The sequence below is a fragment of the Devosia aquimaris genome, assembly GCF_020169335.1.
Lineage (GTDB): Bacteria > Pseudomonadota > Alphaproteobacteria > Rhizobiales > Devosiaceae > Devosia > Devosia aquimaris.
This window is the reverse complement of the sequence record NZ_JAIEZN010000001.1, coordinates 52,918-69,290: the sequence shown is the minus strand read 5'-3', so window position 1 is coordinate 69,290 and position 16,373 is coordinate 52,918. Positions and strand designations below refer to the sequence as shown.

Annotated in this window: 16 protein-coding genes; 10 read left to right on the top strand and 6 right to left on the bottom strand. The window is 63.5% G+C overall.

Annotated features, from left to right (window positions below):
- The first annotated feature begins 19 nt into the window (after positions 1-19).
- The 4 genes from K1177_RS00345 to K1177_RS00330 all read left to right on the top strand — a co-directional run bounded on the left by K1177_RS00345 (position 20) and on the right by K1177_RS00330 (position 5,001).
- Positions 20-703 (top strand): response regulator, encoded by a 684-nt coding sequence (locus K1177_RS00345; protein WP_224701149.1) that lies wholly within the window; start codon positions 20-22, stop codon positions 701-703.
- Complete coding sequence (locus K1177_RS00340; RefSeq protein WP_224701147.1) at positions 696-1,754, top strand: ATP-binding protein; 1,059 nt, start codon at positions 696-698, stop codon at positions 1,752-1,754. Before K1177_RS00345 ends, K1177_RS00340 begins: the two co-directional genes overlap by 8 nt.
- Positions 1,755-2,003: 249 nt before the next feature.
- Positions 2,004-3,083: a LacI family DNA-binding transcriptional regulator gene (locus tag K1177_RS00335; RefSeq protein ID WP_224701145.1), complete on the top strand. Its 1,080-nt coding sequence runs from the start codon at positions 2,004-2,006 to the stop codon at positions 3,081-3,083.
- Between the two features lie 10 nt (positions 3,084-3,093).
- On the top strand, positions 3,094-5,001 hold the full coding sequence (locus K1177_RS00330; protein ID WP_224701143.1) for a glycoside hydrolase family 127 protein: 1,908 nt from the start codon (positions 3,094-3,096) through the stop codon (positions 4,999-5,001).
- A 51-nt stretch (positions 5,002-5,052) separates the two neighbouring features.
- Here the strand turns inward: K1177_RS00330 and K1177_RS00325 are convergent, their stop codons facing one another.
- The gene (locus tag K1177_RS00325; RefSeq protein ID WP_224701140.1) at positions 5,053-7,212 is read right to left on the bottom strand and encodes a methyl-accepting chemotaxis protein; all 2,160 of its coding nucleotides are present in this window, start codon (positions 7,210-7,212) and stop codon (positions 5,053-5,055) included.
- 1,007 nt (positions 7,213-8,219) lie between these two features.
- On the opposite strand from K1177_RS00325, the gene K1177_RS00320 reads away from it, so the two are divergent.
- Positions 8,220-8,441, top strand: coding sequence for a hypothetical protein (locus tag K1177_RS00320; protein WP_224701137.1), 222 nt, complete (start codon positions 8,220-8,222; stop codon positions 8,439-8,441).
- A 93-nt stretch (positions 8,442-8,534) separates the two neighbouring features.
- Here K1177_RS00320 and K1177_RS00315 read toward each other — a convergent pair whose 3' ends face one another.
- Complete coding sequence (locus K1177_RS00315; protein ID WP_396120122.1) at positions 8,535-9,206, bottom strand: OmpA family protein; 672 nt, start codon at positions 9,204-9,206, stop codon at positions 8,535-8,537.
- A gap of 116 nt (positions 9,207-9,322) precedes the next feature.
- Positions 9,323-10,093, bottom strand: a complete 771-nt coding sequence (locus tag K1177_RS00310) for an SDR family NAD(P)-dependent oxidoreductase (RefSeq protein ID WP_224701132.1) — start codon at positions 10,091-10,093, stop codon at positions 9,323-9,325.
- A 171-nt stretch (positions 10,094-10,264) separates the two neighbouring features.
- Between K1177_RS00310 and K1177_RS00305 the strand changes: the two genes are divergently transcribed.
- The 5 genes from K1177_RS00305 to K1177_RS00285 all read left to right on the top strand — a co-directional run bounded on the left by K1177_RS00305 (position 10,265) and on the right by K1177_RS00285 (position 14,178).
- A complete protein-coding gene (locus tag K1177_RS00305) occupies positions 10,265-11,275 on the top strand; it encodes an endonuclease/exonuclease/phosphatase family protein (RefSeq protein ID WP_224701130.1) in 1,011 nt (336 codons plus the stop codon).
- 269 nt (positions 11,276-11,544) lie between these two features.
- A complete protein-coding gene (hemA, locus tag K1177_RS00300; protein ID WP_224701128.1) occupies positions 11,545-12,825 on the top strand; it encodes a 5-aminolevulinate synthase in 1,281 nt (426 codons plus the stop codon).
- Positions 12,826-12,888: 63 nt separating this feature from the next.
- The gene (locus tag K1177_RS00295) at positions 12,889-13,389 is read left to right on the top strand and encodes a flavodoxin family protein (protein ID WP_224701126.1); all 501 of its coding nucleotides are present in this window, start codon (positions 12,889-12,891) and stop codon (positions 13,387-13,389) included.
- A complete protein-coding gene (locus K1177_RS00290; protein WP_224701124.1) occupies positions 13,389-13,682 on the top strand; it encodes a DUF4342 domain-containing protein in 294 nt (97 codons plus the stop codon). Before K1177_RS00295 ends, K1177_RS00290 begins: the two co-directional genes overlap by 1 nt.
- A gap of 82 nt (positions 13,683-13,764) precedes the next feature.
- The gene (locus K1177_RS00285) at positions 13,765-14,178 is read left to right on the top strand and encodes a cytidine deaminase family protein (protein WP_224701122.1); all 414 of its coding nucleotides are present in this window, start codon (positions 13,765-13,767) and stop codon (positions 14,176-14,178) included.
- 20 nt (positions 14,179-14,198) lie between these two features.
- Here K1177_RS00285 and K1177_RS00280 read toward each other — a convergent pair whose 3' ends face one another.
- The 3 genes from K1177_RS00280 to mscL form a co-directional block, all read right to left on the bottom strand.
- Complete coding sequence (locus K1177_RS00280; protein WP_224701120.1) at positions 14,199-14,969, bottom strand: DNA polymerase subunit beta; 771 nt, start codon at positions 14,967-14,969, stop codon at positions 14,199-14,201.
- Between the two features lie 64 nt (positions 14,970-15,033).
- Positions 15,034-15,669, bottom strand: coding sequence for a response regulator transcription factor (locus tag K1177_RS00275; protein WP_224701118.1), 636 nt, complete (start codon positions 15,667-15,669; stop codon positions 15,034-15,036).
- Between the two features lie 222 nt (positions 15,670-15,891).
- Positions 15,892-16,323 carry a large conductance mechanosensitive channel protein MscL gene (mscL, locus tag K1177_RS00270; RefSeq protein WP_224701116.1) on the bottom strand — a complete coding sequence of 144 codons (432 nt, stop codon included), beginning with the start codon at positions 16,321-16,323 and terminating at the stop codon, positions 15,892-15,894.
- Positions 16,324-16,373: the final 50 nt, after the last annotated feature.

Genomic DNA, 16,373 nt, shown 5'->3' with positions numbered 1-16,373 from the left:
CTAAGTTCAAACAGATGCCATGAACAACCATCTCATCCTGATCATCGAAGACGATGTCGAAATCATTCGTATCCTCCAGGCCTATTTCGAGCGCGACGGCTATCGGACTGTCACGGCAACCGACCCGCATGTCGGCCTGATGCACCATCAGCGTCTGAAGCCCGACCTGGTTGTGCTTGATGTCAAGATGCCCAAGATGGACGGCTTCGAGACACTTGCCGCGCTGCGTAGCACGGACGATACGCCCGTGATCATGGTCACCGCCCTGGCCGAGGACCTGGACAAGCTTCAGGCACTGCGCCTGGGCGCCGACGACTATGTGGTCAAGCCATTCAACCCGCTCGAGGTGGTCGCCCGCGCCCGCGCCATCCTGCGCCGGACCATGGGCGACAGAAACAGTGCGGTGCTCCGCCTGGGCCCACTGACTATCGACACCCAGGCCATGACGGTGCATGCGGGTACGGACATGCTGGGCCTCACGCGCACCGAGTATCGACTGCTCGAACACATGGCCCGCACGCCCAATCGCGTCTTTGAGCGCAGCGAACTGATCGATGCCTGCCTGCCCGAGGGCGAAGCCATGAACCGGACCGTGGACAGCCACATGAGCAATCTGCGCCGCAAGCTTGGTGCCGCGGGCCTGCCGGATCTGATCGCAGGGGTTCGTGGCGTCGGCTATCGCCTGGACGCTCCGCATGGCTAGACCCATCAGCACAGCGCTGCAAATCGTGCTGGTCGCCGTGGCCCTGGCGGCGGCGGTCGCGCTGGTCGCCTATTTCGGCTTCCCGGCGTATTTTGACCTGGCCCAGACCTTGTTCCCGCAGGTGACCGAGTCGGATGCCTTCTGGTCCTGGCTCGACTGGGGCTATCTGCTGGTGACACTCGTGGTGGTGCTGCCGCTGGCGGCACTTGGCGGCATCTGGCTGTCGCGGCGCATCGTCATCCCCTTGCTGGAGGTTGCCCGAGCAATCCGCGCCGTCGCGGCTGGCGACCTGTCTGCCCGGGCCAATCCGCGCATCCATGGCTTTGGCGAGTCGGCGCGGCTGGTGGGCGATTTCAATGCTCTGGCGGAGCGTCTCGAGCGCGCAGAGGCCGAACTTCGGTACTCAAATTCTGCCGCCGCGCACGAGTTGCGGACCCCCCTCACCATCCTGAAGGGCCGCTTGCAGGGTGTCGCTGACGGCGTCTTCGATCTCGACGACGATCTGATCGGGCTCCTGCTTTCGCAGGTTGATGGCATGACGCGGATCGTGGAAGACCTGCGCACGCTTGGCCTCTTCAATGCCGGCACGCTGCAGCTGTCGGTGACCGGCACGGATCTGGCGACCATCGTGCGCGCGGTCACCGATCTGTCTGCGGAGGCGCTGCAGGCGCGCTCGATGCCCCTTCACCTCGATCTCAAGCCGGCGCCAGTCACCGCTGACCCCGCTCGACTGCACCAGGTGGTTCTGGCGCTCATCGACAACGCCATGCGCTACGCCCCGGGCAAGCCGCTGTCCATCGCCACCGAGGTGTCGCTGGACCGCTCTGTGCTGACCGTCATCGACAATGGTCCAGGCCTGTCGGACGATGCCTTGCGCAACGCCTTCGAACCGTTCTGGCGAGACGCGGATTCGCGGGCCCGCGACGAGGGTGGCAGTGGCTTGGGCCTGTCGGTGGTGAGGGCAATCGTGCATGCCCATGACGGCCAGGTCCGCGCCGAAAACCGGCCCGAGGGCGGGGCGTGTTTTACGGTGAGCCTGCCAGCCAGATAGGGTTCTGCCTGTCGTCAACAGTCCTTGTTTTCGGCTCGCAGGCCGGGTGCCGGGCCCTGCCCAAGACTGGCCAGGTCGCCTAGCCTTTGGCGGCATCCCGCGACGAACCGCATCTCACCCCCATTGCCTTTCTGGCAAACCCGTGACAAAAGGGCGATTGAGAAAACCTTTTCCTTCACTGCAGAACGCGCCCTTTGCCGATCGGCTTGAGGCACAAAGGAAAAGCTTTTCACACGCAGGGAGGACGGCTTGGGACGAAACGATGACATCGTGCCGCCAGCGGATTATCCGCTGCGCGCGACCATTCGCGACGTCGCCGCTCGCGCCGGCGTGTCGATTGGCACGGCCTCCAAAGCGCTCAATGCGAGCGGCCGCCTGCGCCAGGAAACGCGCGACCGGGTGGTTGCGGCCGCCAATGAATTGGGCTTCCGCCCCAATGCCATGGCGCAGAGCCTGCATCGCAGCCGATCGATGACCGTGGGCGTGCTGACCACCGACAGTTTCGGTCGCTTCATCTTTCCCATTCTCGAGGCGCTGGAGGAGACACTGGCCGGGCATGGCATTGCGATCTTCATGTGCAATGCCACTGACGATCCCGAGCGCGAGCAGCAACATCTCGACCAACTGCTGGGCAAGCGGATCGATGGCCTTCTGGTCACGGCCCGGCGCATGGACCGGCGCCCGGCCATTGCCGTGCCGGGCAAGTCCATGCCGGTGATCTATGTCTTTTCCCAGAGCGATGATCCCGATGCGCTGTGTCTGTTGCCGGACGATCATGGCGGCGCGGTGCTGGCGGTCGAGCATCTGATAGCCACCGGACGGCGGCGCATCGCCCATATCACCGGCCCCGCCGAATTCGAGGCAGTCACCCTGCGCCATCAGGGCTATGCCGAGGCCCTTGTGCGCGCAGGGCTGCCCGCCTTGCCAGAGTATTATCTCAACGGGCTGTGGTCCGAGGCCTGGGGCCGTGAGGCAGTGGCGCAACTGTTTGCCAATGCGGCGACGGCGCCCGATGCCCTGTTCTGCGGCAATGACCAGATTGCCCGCGGCGCCAGTGATGCGCTGCGCGAGCGCGGCCTGTCCGTTCCCGATGACGTGGCCGTGGTCGGCTTTGACAATTGGGATGTCATGGCGCTGGCCGCGCGACCGCCGCTGAGCAGCGTCGACATGAATCTGCACCGGCTGGGCCGCGCTGCGGGCGAGCGGCTGATCGCCATGATCGGCGGCGAGCGCATCCGCGGCGTCGAACGCCTGCCCTGCTCGCTGGTGGTGCGCCCGTCTTCTGCGCCAGCCGGCCAGACGACACCAAAACAAGACAAGAATTCCTGAGGAGGACCCGATGAGCCGTTATGCTCCCGTCAATTTCCCCGACGTCAAGTTCGAGGGCCAGTTCTGGCACGAGCGGCTGGAAACGGTGCTGACCCGCACCATTCCCAGCCAGCATCGCAAGCTGGAAGAATATACGATCCTGGACTCCATCAAGTTGCCGCAGCCACCGCCGCCGCTGCGCTTCCCGCGCCATCCCAATGGCTTTACCGTGCAGGTGTTCTGGGACAGCGATGTGGGCAAGTGGATCGAGGCGGCCAGCTATGCGCTGGCGCATCGCCGCGACGCCGATATCGAGGCCAAGATCGAAGCCATCGTGGATGACTTCGAGAAGGCGCAGGCGCCGGACGGCTATCTCAATTGCTGGTATCTCGGCCGCGAGCCGGACAAGCGCTTCACCAACCTGCGCGACAACCACGAGTTCTATAACGCGGGGCACCTGCTGGAGGGCGCAATTGCCTATTTCCAGGTGACCGGGCGCCGCCGCTGGCTGGGCATCATGGAGCGCTATCTCGAGCACATCTATTCGGTGTTCGGCACCGGACCGGGGCAGAAGCGCGGCTATGACGGGCACGAGGAAATCGAACTCGCGCTAATGAAGCTCTACTACCTCACGGGCGAGAAGAAGCACCTCGACTTTGCGACCTATCTGATCAATGAGCGCGGCCGGCAGCCGCATTACTTCGATCTGGAACGGCTGGAGCGCGAGGGCGGCGACAGCAAGCAGCCCTATGTGTTTGCCAATTACGAATATTCGCAGAGCCACAAGCCGGTGCGCGAGCAGGACAAGGTGGTCGGCCATGCCGTGCGCGCCATGTATCTCTATACCGCCATGGCGGATCTGGCCGCCGAGATCGAGGATCCCGCCCTCAAGCGCGCCTGCGAAGTGCTGTGGGACGATGTGATGGAGACCAAGATGTATGTGACGGCGGGCCTTGGCCCCTCGGCGCATAACGAGGGCTTCACCCACGATTTCGACCTGCCCAACCAGACCGCCTATGCCGAGACCTGCGCCTCGGTGGCGCTGATCTTCTGGGCGCAGCGCATGCTGCATCTGGATCTCGACGGCAAATATGCCGACATCCTTGAACTGGCCATGTTCAATGGTGCGTTGAGCGGGCTCAGCCGCGACGGCGAGCACTATTTCTACGCAAATCCGCTCGAGAGCGACGGCACCCCAACGCGCTGGGACTGGCACACCTGCCCGTGCTGCACCATGAACGTCAGCCGGTTGGTGGCCTCGGTGGGTGGCTATTTCCTGTCGACGGCCAACGATGGTGTCGCCTTCCACCTCTATGGCGGCATTGCCACCACGCAGGAGATCGCCGGCACCCAGGTGGGTCTGCGCGAAGTGTCGAACTACCCCTGGAGCGGCGACATCGCCATCCATGTCGATCCAGCAAAGCCGACCGCCTTTGACGTCAAGCTGCGTATCCCCGGCTGGTGCGAAGGCGCCGGCGTGACGGTCAATGGGGAGGCTGTGTCACTGGATGCGGTGGCCAATGGCTATCTCACCATCAACCGCACCTGGCAGGCGGGCGATGTGATCGCGCTCACCTTGCCGATGCCGCCGGTACGCCTCTATGCGCATCCGGGCGTGATCATGGATGCCGGGCGCATCGCCCTCAAGCGCGGCCCGCTGGTCTATTGCGTGGAAGAGATCGACAATCCGGGCGGTCGCGTGCAGCGGCTCAAGCTGCCGCGCAATGCCGAGCTCAGGGCCGAGACACGCGCGGATATCTTCGATGGCGTGGTGACGCTCAAGGCCAAGGCGCTGGCCATCAAGGAGGGTGACTGGACCTCACTCTACCGTACGGCGCCGCCGGCCGACGACGTCGCGACGCTGACCGCCGTGCCCTATTACCTCTGGGCCAATCGCGGCCAGGGCTCGATGATGGTCTGGGTGCCGGAAGTGCAGTAAGCCTTAAGCCAAACCTGCCCGGATCATGGTGTCCGGGCAGGTTGCCAAAATTCAGGCCGCGCGGAACCGACCGGGTGAGCCAGAGGTACGGCGACCGGGTTCCTCGATGATCTTGAAGACGCCGATGGCGGTGTCGAGCGTATTGGCCTGTGCCTCGGTCTGTTCGATCGCGGCGTTGGTCTCTTCCACCAAGGCCGCATTGTGCTGGGTGATTTCGTCAATCTGGCGCACCGACACGGTGACTTCAGAAATGGCCGATGCCTGCGAGACGCTGGCCTTGGCAATATCGAGCATCAGCGTCTGATTGCCTTTGACGGTGGTGAGGATGGTGTCGAGCTTTCCTGACGCCTCTTCGACCAGCCGCGTGCCCGAGTTCACTTCCGTGGCGCTCTGCTCGATCAGCTGCTTGACCTCGGCAGAGGCTTGCGCAGCGGACTGGGCGAGGCGACGCACTTCCACGGCAACGACGGCAAAGCCCTTGCCGGCCTCGCCGGCCCGCGCGGCCTCAACAGAGGCGTTGAGCGCGAGCAGATTGGTCTGGAAGGCGATATCGTCGATCATACCGATGATGGACGAGATGCGGGCCGAGGATTCGCTGATCCGCTGCATGGCCCGGTTGGCCGATTCCATCACCACGCGACCGTCGTCGGCGATGTCTGCCGCTTCGCGCGTGCGCTCGGCGCCCAGTTCGGCGTTCTTGGCGTTTTCAGTGACGGCATGGGCCAATTGCTCCATGGCGGCGGATGTCTCTTCGACGGTCGCCGCCTGCCGCGTGGTGCGGTCGGCCAGATCATTGATACCGGCCAGGATTTCGCCGGTGGCAACCTTGAGCGAGCCAGACGTCTGGCGCAACTGGCGCACCATGTCGGTCAGTTTGTCGCCGACCAGATTGGTATCGTCGCGCAGCGCGGCAAAGACACCCTTGTAGGCGCCGGTCATGCGCTGCGTCATGTCAGTGCGGGCCAGGGCCGACAGGACCGCGCCGGCTTCGTCCAGGGCCGCGCTGACGGACGCCAGCATGGCGTTGAAGTTGGCGGCCACGCGCTCGAGTTCGGCATCGGCGAACTGGCCGGACATGCGCGTGGAAAAATCACCTTCGGTGGTGGCCCTGATCACCTTGTCAAAGTCCGCCTGGAAGGCCTGCATGATCGCAACGCGCTGCTGGGCCGCCTGGCTGCGTGCAGCCTCTTCGACCCCGAGATTGGACACGCGCTCACATTTTTCCTTGAACACCTGGACAGCATTGGCCATCTGGCCGACCTCGTCCTTGCGCAGCAAATAGGGGACGATGGTGTCGTACTGACCATCGACAATGCGATTCATGGTGTCGGTCAAGGCGTGCATCGGGCCGGTGACGCGCCAGATGGTAACCCACAATGCCGTCGCGGCAAGGGCAAGACCCAACAGGAGCAGGCCCGCCTGCATGGCGAGCGCAAGGTGCGCATCTGTGGTAGCCGCCTCGGCCATTGTATTGGCTTCCTCGAGGGTGGCCGAGGCCAGTTGCAGAACGGTGTCGATCGCAGCGGTGGATTGGGCAATCCATTCTGCTGCCGTCACCGGATAGGGCTCGCCCGCGACGCCAGCCGCGTAGATAGCCTGACGCGTCTTTTCAAAGTCTCCGAAAAAACTGGTCTTGGTGGCCTCTGCCGCCGCCAGCAGCTGGTCGCTGACGGCGTCGCGGCTGAGATAGGCCTCGATATTGAACCAGGCCTGCTCCACCCGCCCGCGATAGGTGCTGAGCGTGGTCAATTTTGCAGCATCGATCGCACCGCCCTTGGCAATCAAGGCACCGATCTGGGCCCGTTCGCGGCCGGAGAATTCGCTCATGGTCCACATTTCACCGCGGACGTTTTCGAGCAGGGCCGCATGGGTGGCGATGTCGTCGACGACATATTTGGCGGCATCGCGCAGGCGCTGCGACGCCATGACAAGCGTTGTCATCGTTGGCACCCAGCTGTCGATCAAGGCCTGGGGCCGCTGCTCGCGCGGCGCCGCCAGGGCAACGTCGGCCTCGGACCGTTTTTGCGTGACATCGGCACGGGCCTGCTGGATGGCCGAAAGCAAGTTTTCGCGTCCGCCAAAGGACCAGCCCTGCTGCACGCGGTTTTGCGCCTCGTCCATGGCAGCGTCGGCCTTGGTCCGGAGTTCGGCAATCCGCCCGATGACCTCGGCCGTTGCGGGCTCTTCATTGGACAGGGCGGTATTGGTCAAGCCGCGCTCCAGCGCCCATGCGCCTGCGCTTGTGAGCAACAGGTTGGAGGTTTGCGAGCTGTAGACGATGGCGTCAGCTTCGCCGTTGTGGGTCAAGGCCTCCAGGGCGTCGCGCACCGAGACAAGGGCCAGCAGAGCTGAAATTGCGCAAACAATTGAAATAAGGCTGCGACGAATACTTACATGCGCCAATTTCGACTCCATATCGATTTCAGTCCGCAGTATTTGTGATTTTCGTTAACTGAACGTTTCGCGGCAAAGCAAGACCAATTTCGGCACCTGTACTCAATTTGTGTATTCAAAACTCCTTGGTTTCATAAAGACTTATTTCGACTCCGGTGAATCCAGTAGCAGTCTTGCCTATTTTTTAGTCTTTCCGTTCGATCCGACAGGCAAGACGTCCTCTGACAGACTTAATCCAAACGGCGCAGCCCGGGCTTCCTTGGCTGCGGCCAGAAACGCCAGGCGACAACTGGCGCTCTTGCTTGCCAACAAAGCAGAAGGCGCGCCCCGGAGGGACGCGCCGATGTCTTCGATGGCGCGGTGACGCTCAAGGCCAAGGCGCTGGCCATCAAGGAGGTTGACTTGACCTCGCTCTATCGCACAGCGCCGCCGGCCGATGGCGTCGCGACGCCGACCGCCCTGCCCTATTCCCTCTGGGCCAAGCGCGGCCCGGGCTCGAGGATGGTCTGGGTGCCGGAAGTCCAACAAGCGCCCATCTGGTGGGCAGCAACTCGGACCATGCCGAGGGCGCCACTTCCATGTGCCGCCCTCGGTTTTTTTCTGTGCCGGCACCGCTCCGACAGGGCCTCCGGGCCGATGCCGGGATATTGCCCGAATGACGCCTGGTCTTTCATCCAGTTGAAAACAGAGCCGGGCGCAGCAAACATTGCTGCAATGAGACATAGCGCTCAAGACCGACTGGGCATGTCTGTGTTGTCATAGCCGTTTTATTGCCACTCCTTTGGCGCAGGATGAAAACACCTGAAAAGCAAGGAGGTCTGATCATGGCAACTGCCCCTGACAAGCCAAGTCGTACGGAAGCCAGTGTGGATGGGCTGATCGACGAGAATGGCTCGCGCATTGATGTTCCACCCCATTCCGAGCTCAAGGTGGCCAATGACCACGAAGCAACGGTGGGCGCTACCGGCCCGACCAATTGGTGGCTCTATGGGCTGATTGCCTTAGCGATCATCGTTGCGATTCTACTGTTGATGCAGGTGCTCTAGCGCGCGTCGCCATCGTCGTTCGCGCAAGGCCAGGCCACAAACGAAAACGCGGCCCGATGGGCCGCGTTCTGTCTCGTGTCACAGGCGATCGGATCAGCCGCGGCTGATCGGGGCGATCTGGATTTCCACGCGGCGGTTCTGGGCGCGGCCGGCTTCGGTGGCGTTGGAGGCGATGGGCGAGGTTTCGCCTTTGCCTTCAATGTAGAAGCGGCGCTGATCGATGCCCTGGTTGGCCAGCGCAGTGGCAACAGACACAGCGCGGCGCTGGCTGAGTGCCAGATTATAGGCATCATCACCCTGGCTGTCGGTGTGGCCGTAGACGTCGATGATCGACTTGTCGAACTTCTTGAGCACCAGGGCAACCGACACCAAGGTCGAGTTGAACTGGGGCTGCACCGTCGACTGGTCGGTCGCGAAGGTGATGTTGGAGGGCATGTTGAGGATGATATTCTGGCCCACGCGGGTCACGGACACGCCGGTGCCCTGCAGCTGCGCGCGCAGCTCGGCTTCCTGCTGGTCCATATAGGCGCCGATGCCAGCACCGGTCAGGCCGCCGACGCCAGCGCCAACCAGGGCGCCCACGCGCGGATCGCCACCGACAGCAGCGCCCACGAGTGCGCCGGCAATGGCGCCGCCGCCCGTGCCGATCAGCGCGCCACCGGCGGTGTTGGAGATGCGGCTTTCACCGGTATAGGGATCGGTTGTGGTGCATGCAGTCAGCGCCAGTGTTGCCGCGATAGCGACCAGAAACTTGGACTTCATTATTATCCCCCTGAAGGATTCGGTTGGTGGCCTTGTTGTTGACCACTGAATACGGCAGGACCGTGATGAGGGAAAGAGTGTGAACAACCGATGAACGGCTGCGATTGGACAAAAGACGATCAGCCGTGTGCCCAGCCGGCATCCACCAGGAAGTGCTGACCGGTGATCTTGGCGCTGTCTTCGGCTGCCAGGAACAGGGCCATGCGTGCCACATCATCGGGATAGACATGCTCGGACAGGGCCTGATTGGCCAGAATGCCGCGCATGGAGTCCTCGTTCAGCCATAGCTTGAGCTGGCGCTCGGTGATGATCGCTCCGGGGACAAGCGAGTTGACGCGTATGCCCGAGCGGCCGAGTTCGCCCGCCATGGAGCGGGTGAGGCCATGCACGGCGGCCTTGGCGGTCTCATAGACGGGTAGCGACGGGGTGCGGATCATCCAGCTGATCGAACCGGTGTTGATGATCGAGCCGCGACCGGCTGCAATCATGCCAGGGGCCACCGCCTGGATGGCGAAGAAGGCGTGCTTGAGATTGACCGCCATATAGTCATCCCAATCCTGCGCGGAGACCGTGGCCCAATCGTGCCGCTGGTCATGCGCGGCGTTGTTGACCAGCACCAGCGCATGGCCATGCACATGGGCGAGCGAGGCGATGGCCGCCTGATAGGCCACGGTATTGGTGAGGTCGCAGGTGATGAACGCGACCTTGTGGCCCTGTGCCGTCAGGTCGCTGGCCAGGGTCGTGCCTGCTGGCTCATCGATATCTACGAAGCCGACCCGCGCGCCCTGCTCGGAGAAATTGCGCACCAGTGCCGCGCCGATGCCCGATGCACCGCCCGAGATCACCACCGGCACGTCTTTGAGGCTGGGATAGCGCGCAAACTGGCTCATGAAAGGCTCCTTGGCAGACAAACGGGGTATTGGCGGACAGACGACCGCCTGCCGGCGAAAGGTGTAACGCCACGATGCGCGCGCCAGCAAGAGCCGGAAGCGTCATCGACGGGTCATGCGTGAACGCTATGGCGGCCAGCGCTTCACCCTGCCCTCGCAAAAGGATTCGCCATGTCCCTCGACGCTGTCAAACCTGCCCAACCCACGCCATTGGCCGTTCCGTCGCTGGACGAACGTGAAGCGCTGCGCGGTCTTGAACGCACGCTGGACAACCACCTGACGGCGATGGCGGGCCTGGCCTGCCTGCAACGCGTCGAGGCCCCACCCATGGCGCAGCGCGAGCCACTTGCGTTTCCCCTCACGGTTGCGGCCTGGAACCTCGAACGCTGCTACGCCGTGGCGCCCTCGGCTGCGCTGCTGGCGGAACAGGATGTGGACATCGTGTTGCTGTCGGAGGTCGACAATGGCATGGCGCGCACGGGACAACGGCACACCGCCGCCGAAATCGCGGCCGGGCTGACCATGGGCCATGCCTATGGCGTGGAATTCCTTGAACTCGATCTGGGCGCGGCCAATGAGCTGGCTTATTGCGTGGATGATTTCAACAGCCGCGGCTTTCACGGCAATGCGCTGTTGAGCAGCACGAACCTGTTGACCCCGGTGCTGACCCGCCTGCCCGACCAGTTGTTCTGGTTCAACAACGAGGTGGAGACAGCCCGGGTCGGCACGCGTTGCGCGATTGCGGCAACGCTGATGACCCAGCAGGGGCCGCTGTTTGCTGTTTCGGTGCACCTTGAGAGCCGCGGCGATGGCGCGCATCGCGGGCGCCAGATGGCCATGCTGTTCGACACGGTGGCGCAATTGGCCGGTGACATGCCGGTGGTGATCGGCGGCGATCTCAACACCGGGCTGGCAGACGGAGGCGATTTTGACGCCGAGCCACTGTTTGCCGACGCGGCGGCGCGCGGGTATGTCCGCCACAGCGGGCGGATGGACCAGATGACGACACGGCCGAGCCGGTTGAGTCGGGGGGCCAAGGGCGCCTACAAGCTGGACTGGCTGCTGACGCGCGGCCTGGAAGTGACGGAAAGCCGCATCATTGCCGCTGTCGCCCCGGATGGCGAAGTGCTGTCCGATCATGACATGGTGGTGGCCCGCATTGCCGGCTTCACGGCGCGCTGATGCCCTTTCCGACATTGGGGCAGCGCCTGCCGGTCACGCGTTTGCGATGACGCAAACAGGGACCGGTGCGTGTTTGCCGCATTGTCTGGTTAACCAGCGCAGTTTAGAATGCCTCTTAACTTGCAGGCCTTGATTGGGGCCGCATTCGGGGTCTGGCGCGGATTGAACGCGGCTCGTTGACCTAGGTCAAAGCGCTGCGCTCGGCATTGGGCGAGGCTGGTGTCGAGGGCGGAGATATCTGTCCCGGGGACAGACAGAAGGACAGGTCGATGGACTATCGTGGCATTTTCGAAGATGCGGTCGACACACTGCGTGCCGAGAAGCGCTATCGGGTCTTTGCCGACCTTGAGCGGGTCGCCGGGCAGTTCCCCCGGGCCATCTATCGCGATGACGCCGATAACCAGCGCGAAATCACCATCTGGTGCTCCAATGACTATCTGGGCATGGGCCAGCACCCCAAGGTGATCGGCGCCATGCAGGAGACCGCGGGCAAGCTGGGCGTCGGCTCGGGCGGCACGCGCAATATCTCGGGCACCAACCGTCCGCTGGTAGAGCTGGAACGCTCGCTGGCCGATCTGCACCGCAAGGAAGCGGCGCTGGTGTTCACCTCGGGCTTTGTGTCCAATGAGGCGGCCATCGCCACCATCGCCCGCCTACTGCCGAACTGCATCATCTTCTCGGACCAGCTCAACCACGCCTCGATGATCCAGGGCGTGCGCCAGTCGGGCATGGAAAAGAAGATCTTCCGCCACAATGACGTTGCCCATCTGCGCGAATTGCTCGCCCAGGTCGATCGCAAGCGTCCCAAGCTGATCTGCTTTGAATCGGTCTATTCGATGGATGGCGACGTTGCCCCCATTGCCGAGATCGTGGCACTGGCCGAGGAATTCGGCGCCCTGACCTATATCGATGAGGTCCATGCCGTGGGCATGTATGGCGCACGCGGCGGCGGCATTGCCGAGCGCGACGGCCTGATGGACCGGATCGACATCATCGAAGGCACGCTGGCCAAGGGCTTTGGCGTGATGGGCGGCTATATCGCGGCCAACCGCGCGATCGTGGATGCCGTGCGCTCCTATGCGCCCGAGTTCATCTTCACCACCTCGCTGCCGCCGGCGCTGTGTGCGGCGGCCCGTGCCTCGATCGACCACCTCAAGGGCAATGGCCACGAGCGCATGATGCACCAGCGCCAGGCCCGGTTGACCAAGGCGATCCTGGCCGATGCCGGCCTGCCGGTGATGGAAACCTCGACCCATATCGTGCCGCTGATCGTGGGCGATGCGCGCGCCGTCAAGGCGGCCAGCGACATGCTGCTGGACAAGCACAACATCTATATCCAGCCGATCAACTATCCCACGGTGCCCAAGGGCACCGAGCGCCTGCGCATCACGCCGACGCCGCTGCACACCGACGAGATGATCTTTGCGCTGCGCCATGCACTGGTCAGCGTGTGGACCAGCCTCGAGCTGCCGCGCGAAGCCGCCGAGGCCGCCATCACCGCCAGCAAGCTCACCTCGGGCGATCTGACCCTGCCCAGCCTGGGCGGTTGATCGACATCAATGCGGACCCGCCCCGGCGGGTCCATGCTCATCCTGCCAACACAGGAGGGCGCCATGACGGTTCTGATCGTCCACGACAGCATCTACGGCAACACCGCCAGCATTGCGACGGCAATGGCCCAGGCGCTTCAGCATGACTATACGGTCCGGCTGGAAGCGGTGAACCCGGGTCATGTTCCGGACCTGACGAACGTGGATATGCTGATCGTTGGATCCCCGACACGCGGCTTCCGCCCCACACACTCCATTCAGGAAGTCCTTGAAGCGCTGCCCGAAGCAGCCCTTTCGGGCCTGCGCGCGGCAGCATTCGACACGCGGCTTGATCTGGAGACCATTCAACCGGCACCGTTGCGCTGGGTCATCGAGGTGGGCGGCTACGCGGCGCAGACCATCGAACGCCGGCTGACGACGCGTGGATGTCACATCGTCGGGGAAGCAACAGGCTTTCTGGTGCTTGGCACCGAGGGACCACTCAAGGATGGCGAACTCGAGCGGGCAGCAAGCTGGGCCAGGGCAATGGTCGAGGCCAGTACAATCACCAAGGGAGCAGCCTGATGGCACAGGACAATAAGCGCAGCTTTACCGAGGAAATCGAGATCGCCGGGCATCAGCTCGTCGAACAGATCAAGACGCTGATGGCCGAAGGCAATGTGCGCCGCCTGCGCATCCATGTGGGCAGTGGCGACACCGTCATGGAGATACCGTTGACGGCCGGCGCCATTGCCGGCGGCGTCGTTGCCCTGACCGCACCTTGGCTTGCCGCTCTGGCCGCGCTGGCAGCCCTGGCCAACAAGGTGCGCATCGAAATCGTACGCGACGACGATACGCCGGACGATTCCGCCAAGTAGTGGCGACGGGACCAGGCACTCGTCGCTGCCGGCCGCTTCTGCGACACTGGCCATGCGCCAGAATCGCCGCAGAGGCCCGAGCATGCACACACAGCCCCATGATGACCTGATTGCCCGAGCCGCAGCGCTGATCCGCCCCTGGCGGACGCCGGATGGCCGACTGCACGGAGACGTGGGCGCCGTCGTCGTCTCTGCGGACGGGAGGATCTACGAGGGTATCTGCGTGGATACGCCCAGTTGGGGACTGTGCGCCGAGCGCAGTGCGCTGGCCGCCATGATCACCCAGGGTCAATATCGCGCACGGACCGTTGTGGCGGTGTGGCGCGACCCCGATAGCCAGGCGCTGCATGTCTTGCCGCCCTGCGGGGTGTGTCGCGAATTCCTGCGCCAGATCGACGCCGGCAATCTCGACACCGAGATCGTATTAGGGCGTGCGCAGTCAGAGCCGTTGCGACATCTGCTGCCGCATCACGCCTGGGCATCCCCGATTGAGTGATCTTGTGCTGAGGCTAGTCCTCAAGGCCCGATCAACTTGCGTAGCAGGTCGATGACAGCCTCGGCTCGGGCAGCAGGCTCGCCATAGCTGCTTGGGCTGGATGGCGCGCGGCGCAGACGGAGTGCTTCATCGATGATGGCGTCGTGCCGCGGAAAGGTTGATTGTCCATAAATGCCGCCGGCGGTTTTGGACGGAACGCGGCCCGTGGTCATGGTGCGATGCACCCGCAAGGCGCCCAGCACGCCCCAATGCACCGCCGTGTCCACGCCGGCGGTGTCGAGCTCGGCATGGTGCTGCTCAAAGCGGGTGAGCCAATGGCGCCAGTAGGTATCCAGGTTTTGCCGGCTATAGGCCATGGTGGCCGCGCGATCGGCGGCGACCAGGGTGGCTGTTGGCGCAGGTCCCCGCAAGGCAACACCAGAGTCTGCCAGTAGCTGCCAGGCCACCGGATGGCGCTCATCGGCAGATGCAGGATCGACGCGCCCGCCGCGCGCAGCCGGCCCTACCCCGCCCGGCGGACGGGCCAGGTCGCCGGGGTGCAGATAGATGCCGTCACAATCCAGGCTGGGGAAGCGGGTTGCCAGTTCGGCATGGAGCTGCGCCAGCGCCGCGATATCGACCTGGCCCGACAGCACGGCAACGAAGTCGAGATCGCTGTGGCCGTCGCAATAATCGCCGAGTGCAACCGAGCCGACGATGTAAAAGGCCTCAAGCTGGCTGGGCATGGCCAGATCGAGCGCCGCAATCAGGCGGCGGCTCACCAGCGAAATCGCGCCCGGCAGCCTGGTCATTGTCGCTCCTGTTGAGATCGACAGCACGCTGGTCGATGATGGCCTTTGCGTGGCAGCAGGGCAATCAGCCGCTGAGCACGATGCGCATGAGATCGGCGGTGTTGCGGGCCCCCAGCTTTTCCATGACGCGCGCACGGTGCACTTCCACTGTGCGCGGGGAAATGCCCAGGGCGCGGCCGGCCTCCTTGTTGGACTGGCCATTGGTGATCAGCTGGAGCACCTCGCGCTCGCGGGGCGTGAGCTGGGCGAAGCCATAGACCTCGCCCCCGCGCCGGGACGCGCCGACATGGGGCGCCAGCGCCTCCGCGCGCAGGGCCTCGAAGATGCCGGCCAGGAAATGTTCGGTATCGATGGGCTTGCTGATCACATCGCTGGCGCCCAGCTTGATGGCCATCACCGCGGCCTCGACCTGGGGATAGTCAGCCAGCATGAACACCGGGATGGTGTTGCGCATGGCCTTGATGCGCCGCAGCATGGCCAGGCCGCTTTCGGCGCCCACGCGCAGGTTGAGCACCGCTATGTCTGGCCGTCTCTGGTCCAGCGCGGTCATGAAGTGACCGGCATCGAGAGAATAGGCCGTCTGGAAGCCTTCGAGCCGAAACAACACGCTCAGCGCCTCGCAGGTGGCCAGGTCGCCATCCGCGATGTGGATGCGCCGGTCACGCAACAGACTGGATGGGTAATACATTTCATCGCTCATTTTGCCCCCTGCCCTGGCAATTGCGGTAAATGCTTGTGGCTGAACCAATCTGGAGCAGCGCCGGTAGTTTGCACTAAGTGTTCATGCCCGCCGATACGGGGACTACGTAGGTATTCACCCCAATCGGATAGGACTTGATTGCTTGGATTCCGGGTGTCTCGGACTTTATTCCTATCACTTGGGAAAGCAAAAGGCCAGCCGTTTCGGGCTGGCCCCAGCAGATCAGTTGCGAGCGCGCAGGGCGTCGCGGATTTCGGTGAGGAGAACCTCTTCCTTGGTGGGCGCAGGGGTCTGGGCAACCGGTTCGGCGGCGGCCTGGCGCTTCATGGAGTTGATGCCCTTGACCACCATGAACAGCACAAAGGCAATGATCAGGAACTTGACCACGGCATTGATGAAGAGACCCACATTGAGCGTGGCAATGCCGGCATCGCGTGCTGCGGCCAGCGAGGGAACCGGAAGATTGTCCGGGTTGGACAGCACGATGAACAGGTTGGAAAAGTCGATGCCGCCGATGATCAGGCCGATGAGGGGCATGAAGATGTCGTCCACGATGGACGAGACAATGGCGCCGAACGCCGCGCCGATGATCACACCGATCGCCAGATCGATCATATTGCCCTTGATTGCGAAGTCCCGGAATTCTTTGAACATTTAGATGCCCCTTGTTGGTTGTCCCCGGCGCCGGTCGCGCCACGCGCCTC

Bases quoted from the DNA above. Each gene is read 5' to 3' on its own strand.
- K1177_RS00340 (WP_224701147.1), top strand. From the start codon at position 696: ATGGCTAGACCCATCAGCACAGCGCTGCAAATCGTGCTGGTCGCCGTG.
- K1177_RS00285 (WP_224701122.1), top strand. From the start codon at position 13,765: ATGCACACACAGCCCCATGATGACCTGATTGCCCGAGCCGCAGCGCTG.
- K1177_RS00345 (WP_224701149.1), top strand. From the start codon at position 20: ATGAACAACCATCTCATCCTGATCATCGAAGACGATGTCGAAATCATT.
- K1177_RS00280 (WP_224701120.1), bottom strand. From the start codon at position 14,969: ATGACCAGGCTGCCGGGCGCGATTTCGCTGGTGAGCCGCCGCCTGATT.
- mscL (WP_224701116.1), bottom strand. From the start codon at position 16,323: ATGTTCAAAGAATTCCGGGACTTCGCAATCAAGGGCAATATGATCGAT.
- K1177_RS00290 (WP_224701124.1), top strand. From the start codon at position 13,389: ATGGCACAGGACAATAAGCGCAGCTTTACCGAGGAAATCGAGATCGCC.
- K1177_RS00330 (WP_224701143.1), top strand. From the start codon at position 3,094: ATGAGCCGTTATGCTCCCGTCAATTTCCCCGACGTCAAGTTCGAGGGC.
- K1177_RS00295 (WP_224701126.1), top strand. From the start codon at position 12,889: ATGACGGTTCTGATCGTCCACGACAGCATCTACGGCAACACCGCCAGC.
- K1177_RS00310 (WP_224701132.1), bottom strand. From the start codon at position 10,093: ATGAGCCAGTTTGCGCGCTATCCCAGCCTCAAAGACGTGCCGGTGGTG.
- K1177_RS00320 (WP_224701137.1), top strand. From the start codon at position 8,220: ATGGCAACTGCCCCTGACAAGCCAAGTCGTACGGAAGCCAGTGTGGAT.
- K1177_RS00275 (WP_224701118.1), bottom strand. From the start codon at position 15,669: ATGAGCGATGAAATGTATTACCCATCCAGTCTGTTGCGTGACCGGCGC.
- hemA (WP_224701128.1), top strand. From the start codon at position 11,545: ATGGACTATCGTGGCATTTTCGAAGATGCGGTCGACACACTGCGTGCC.
- K1177_RS00305 (WP_224701130.1), top strand. From the start codon at position 10,265: ATGTCCCTCGACGCTGTCAAACCTGCCCAACCCACGCCATTGGCCGTT.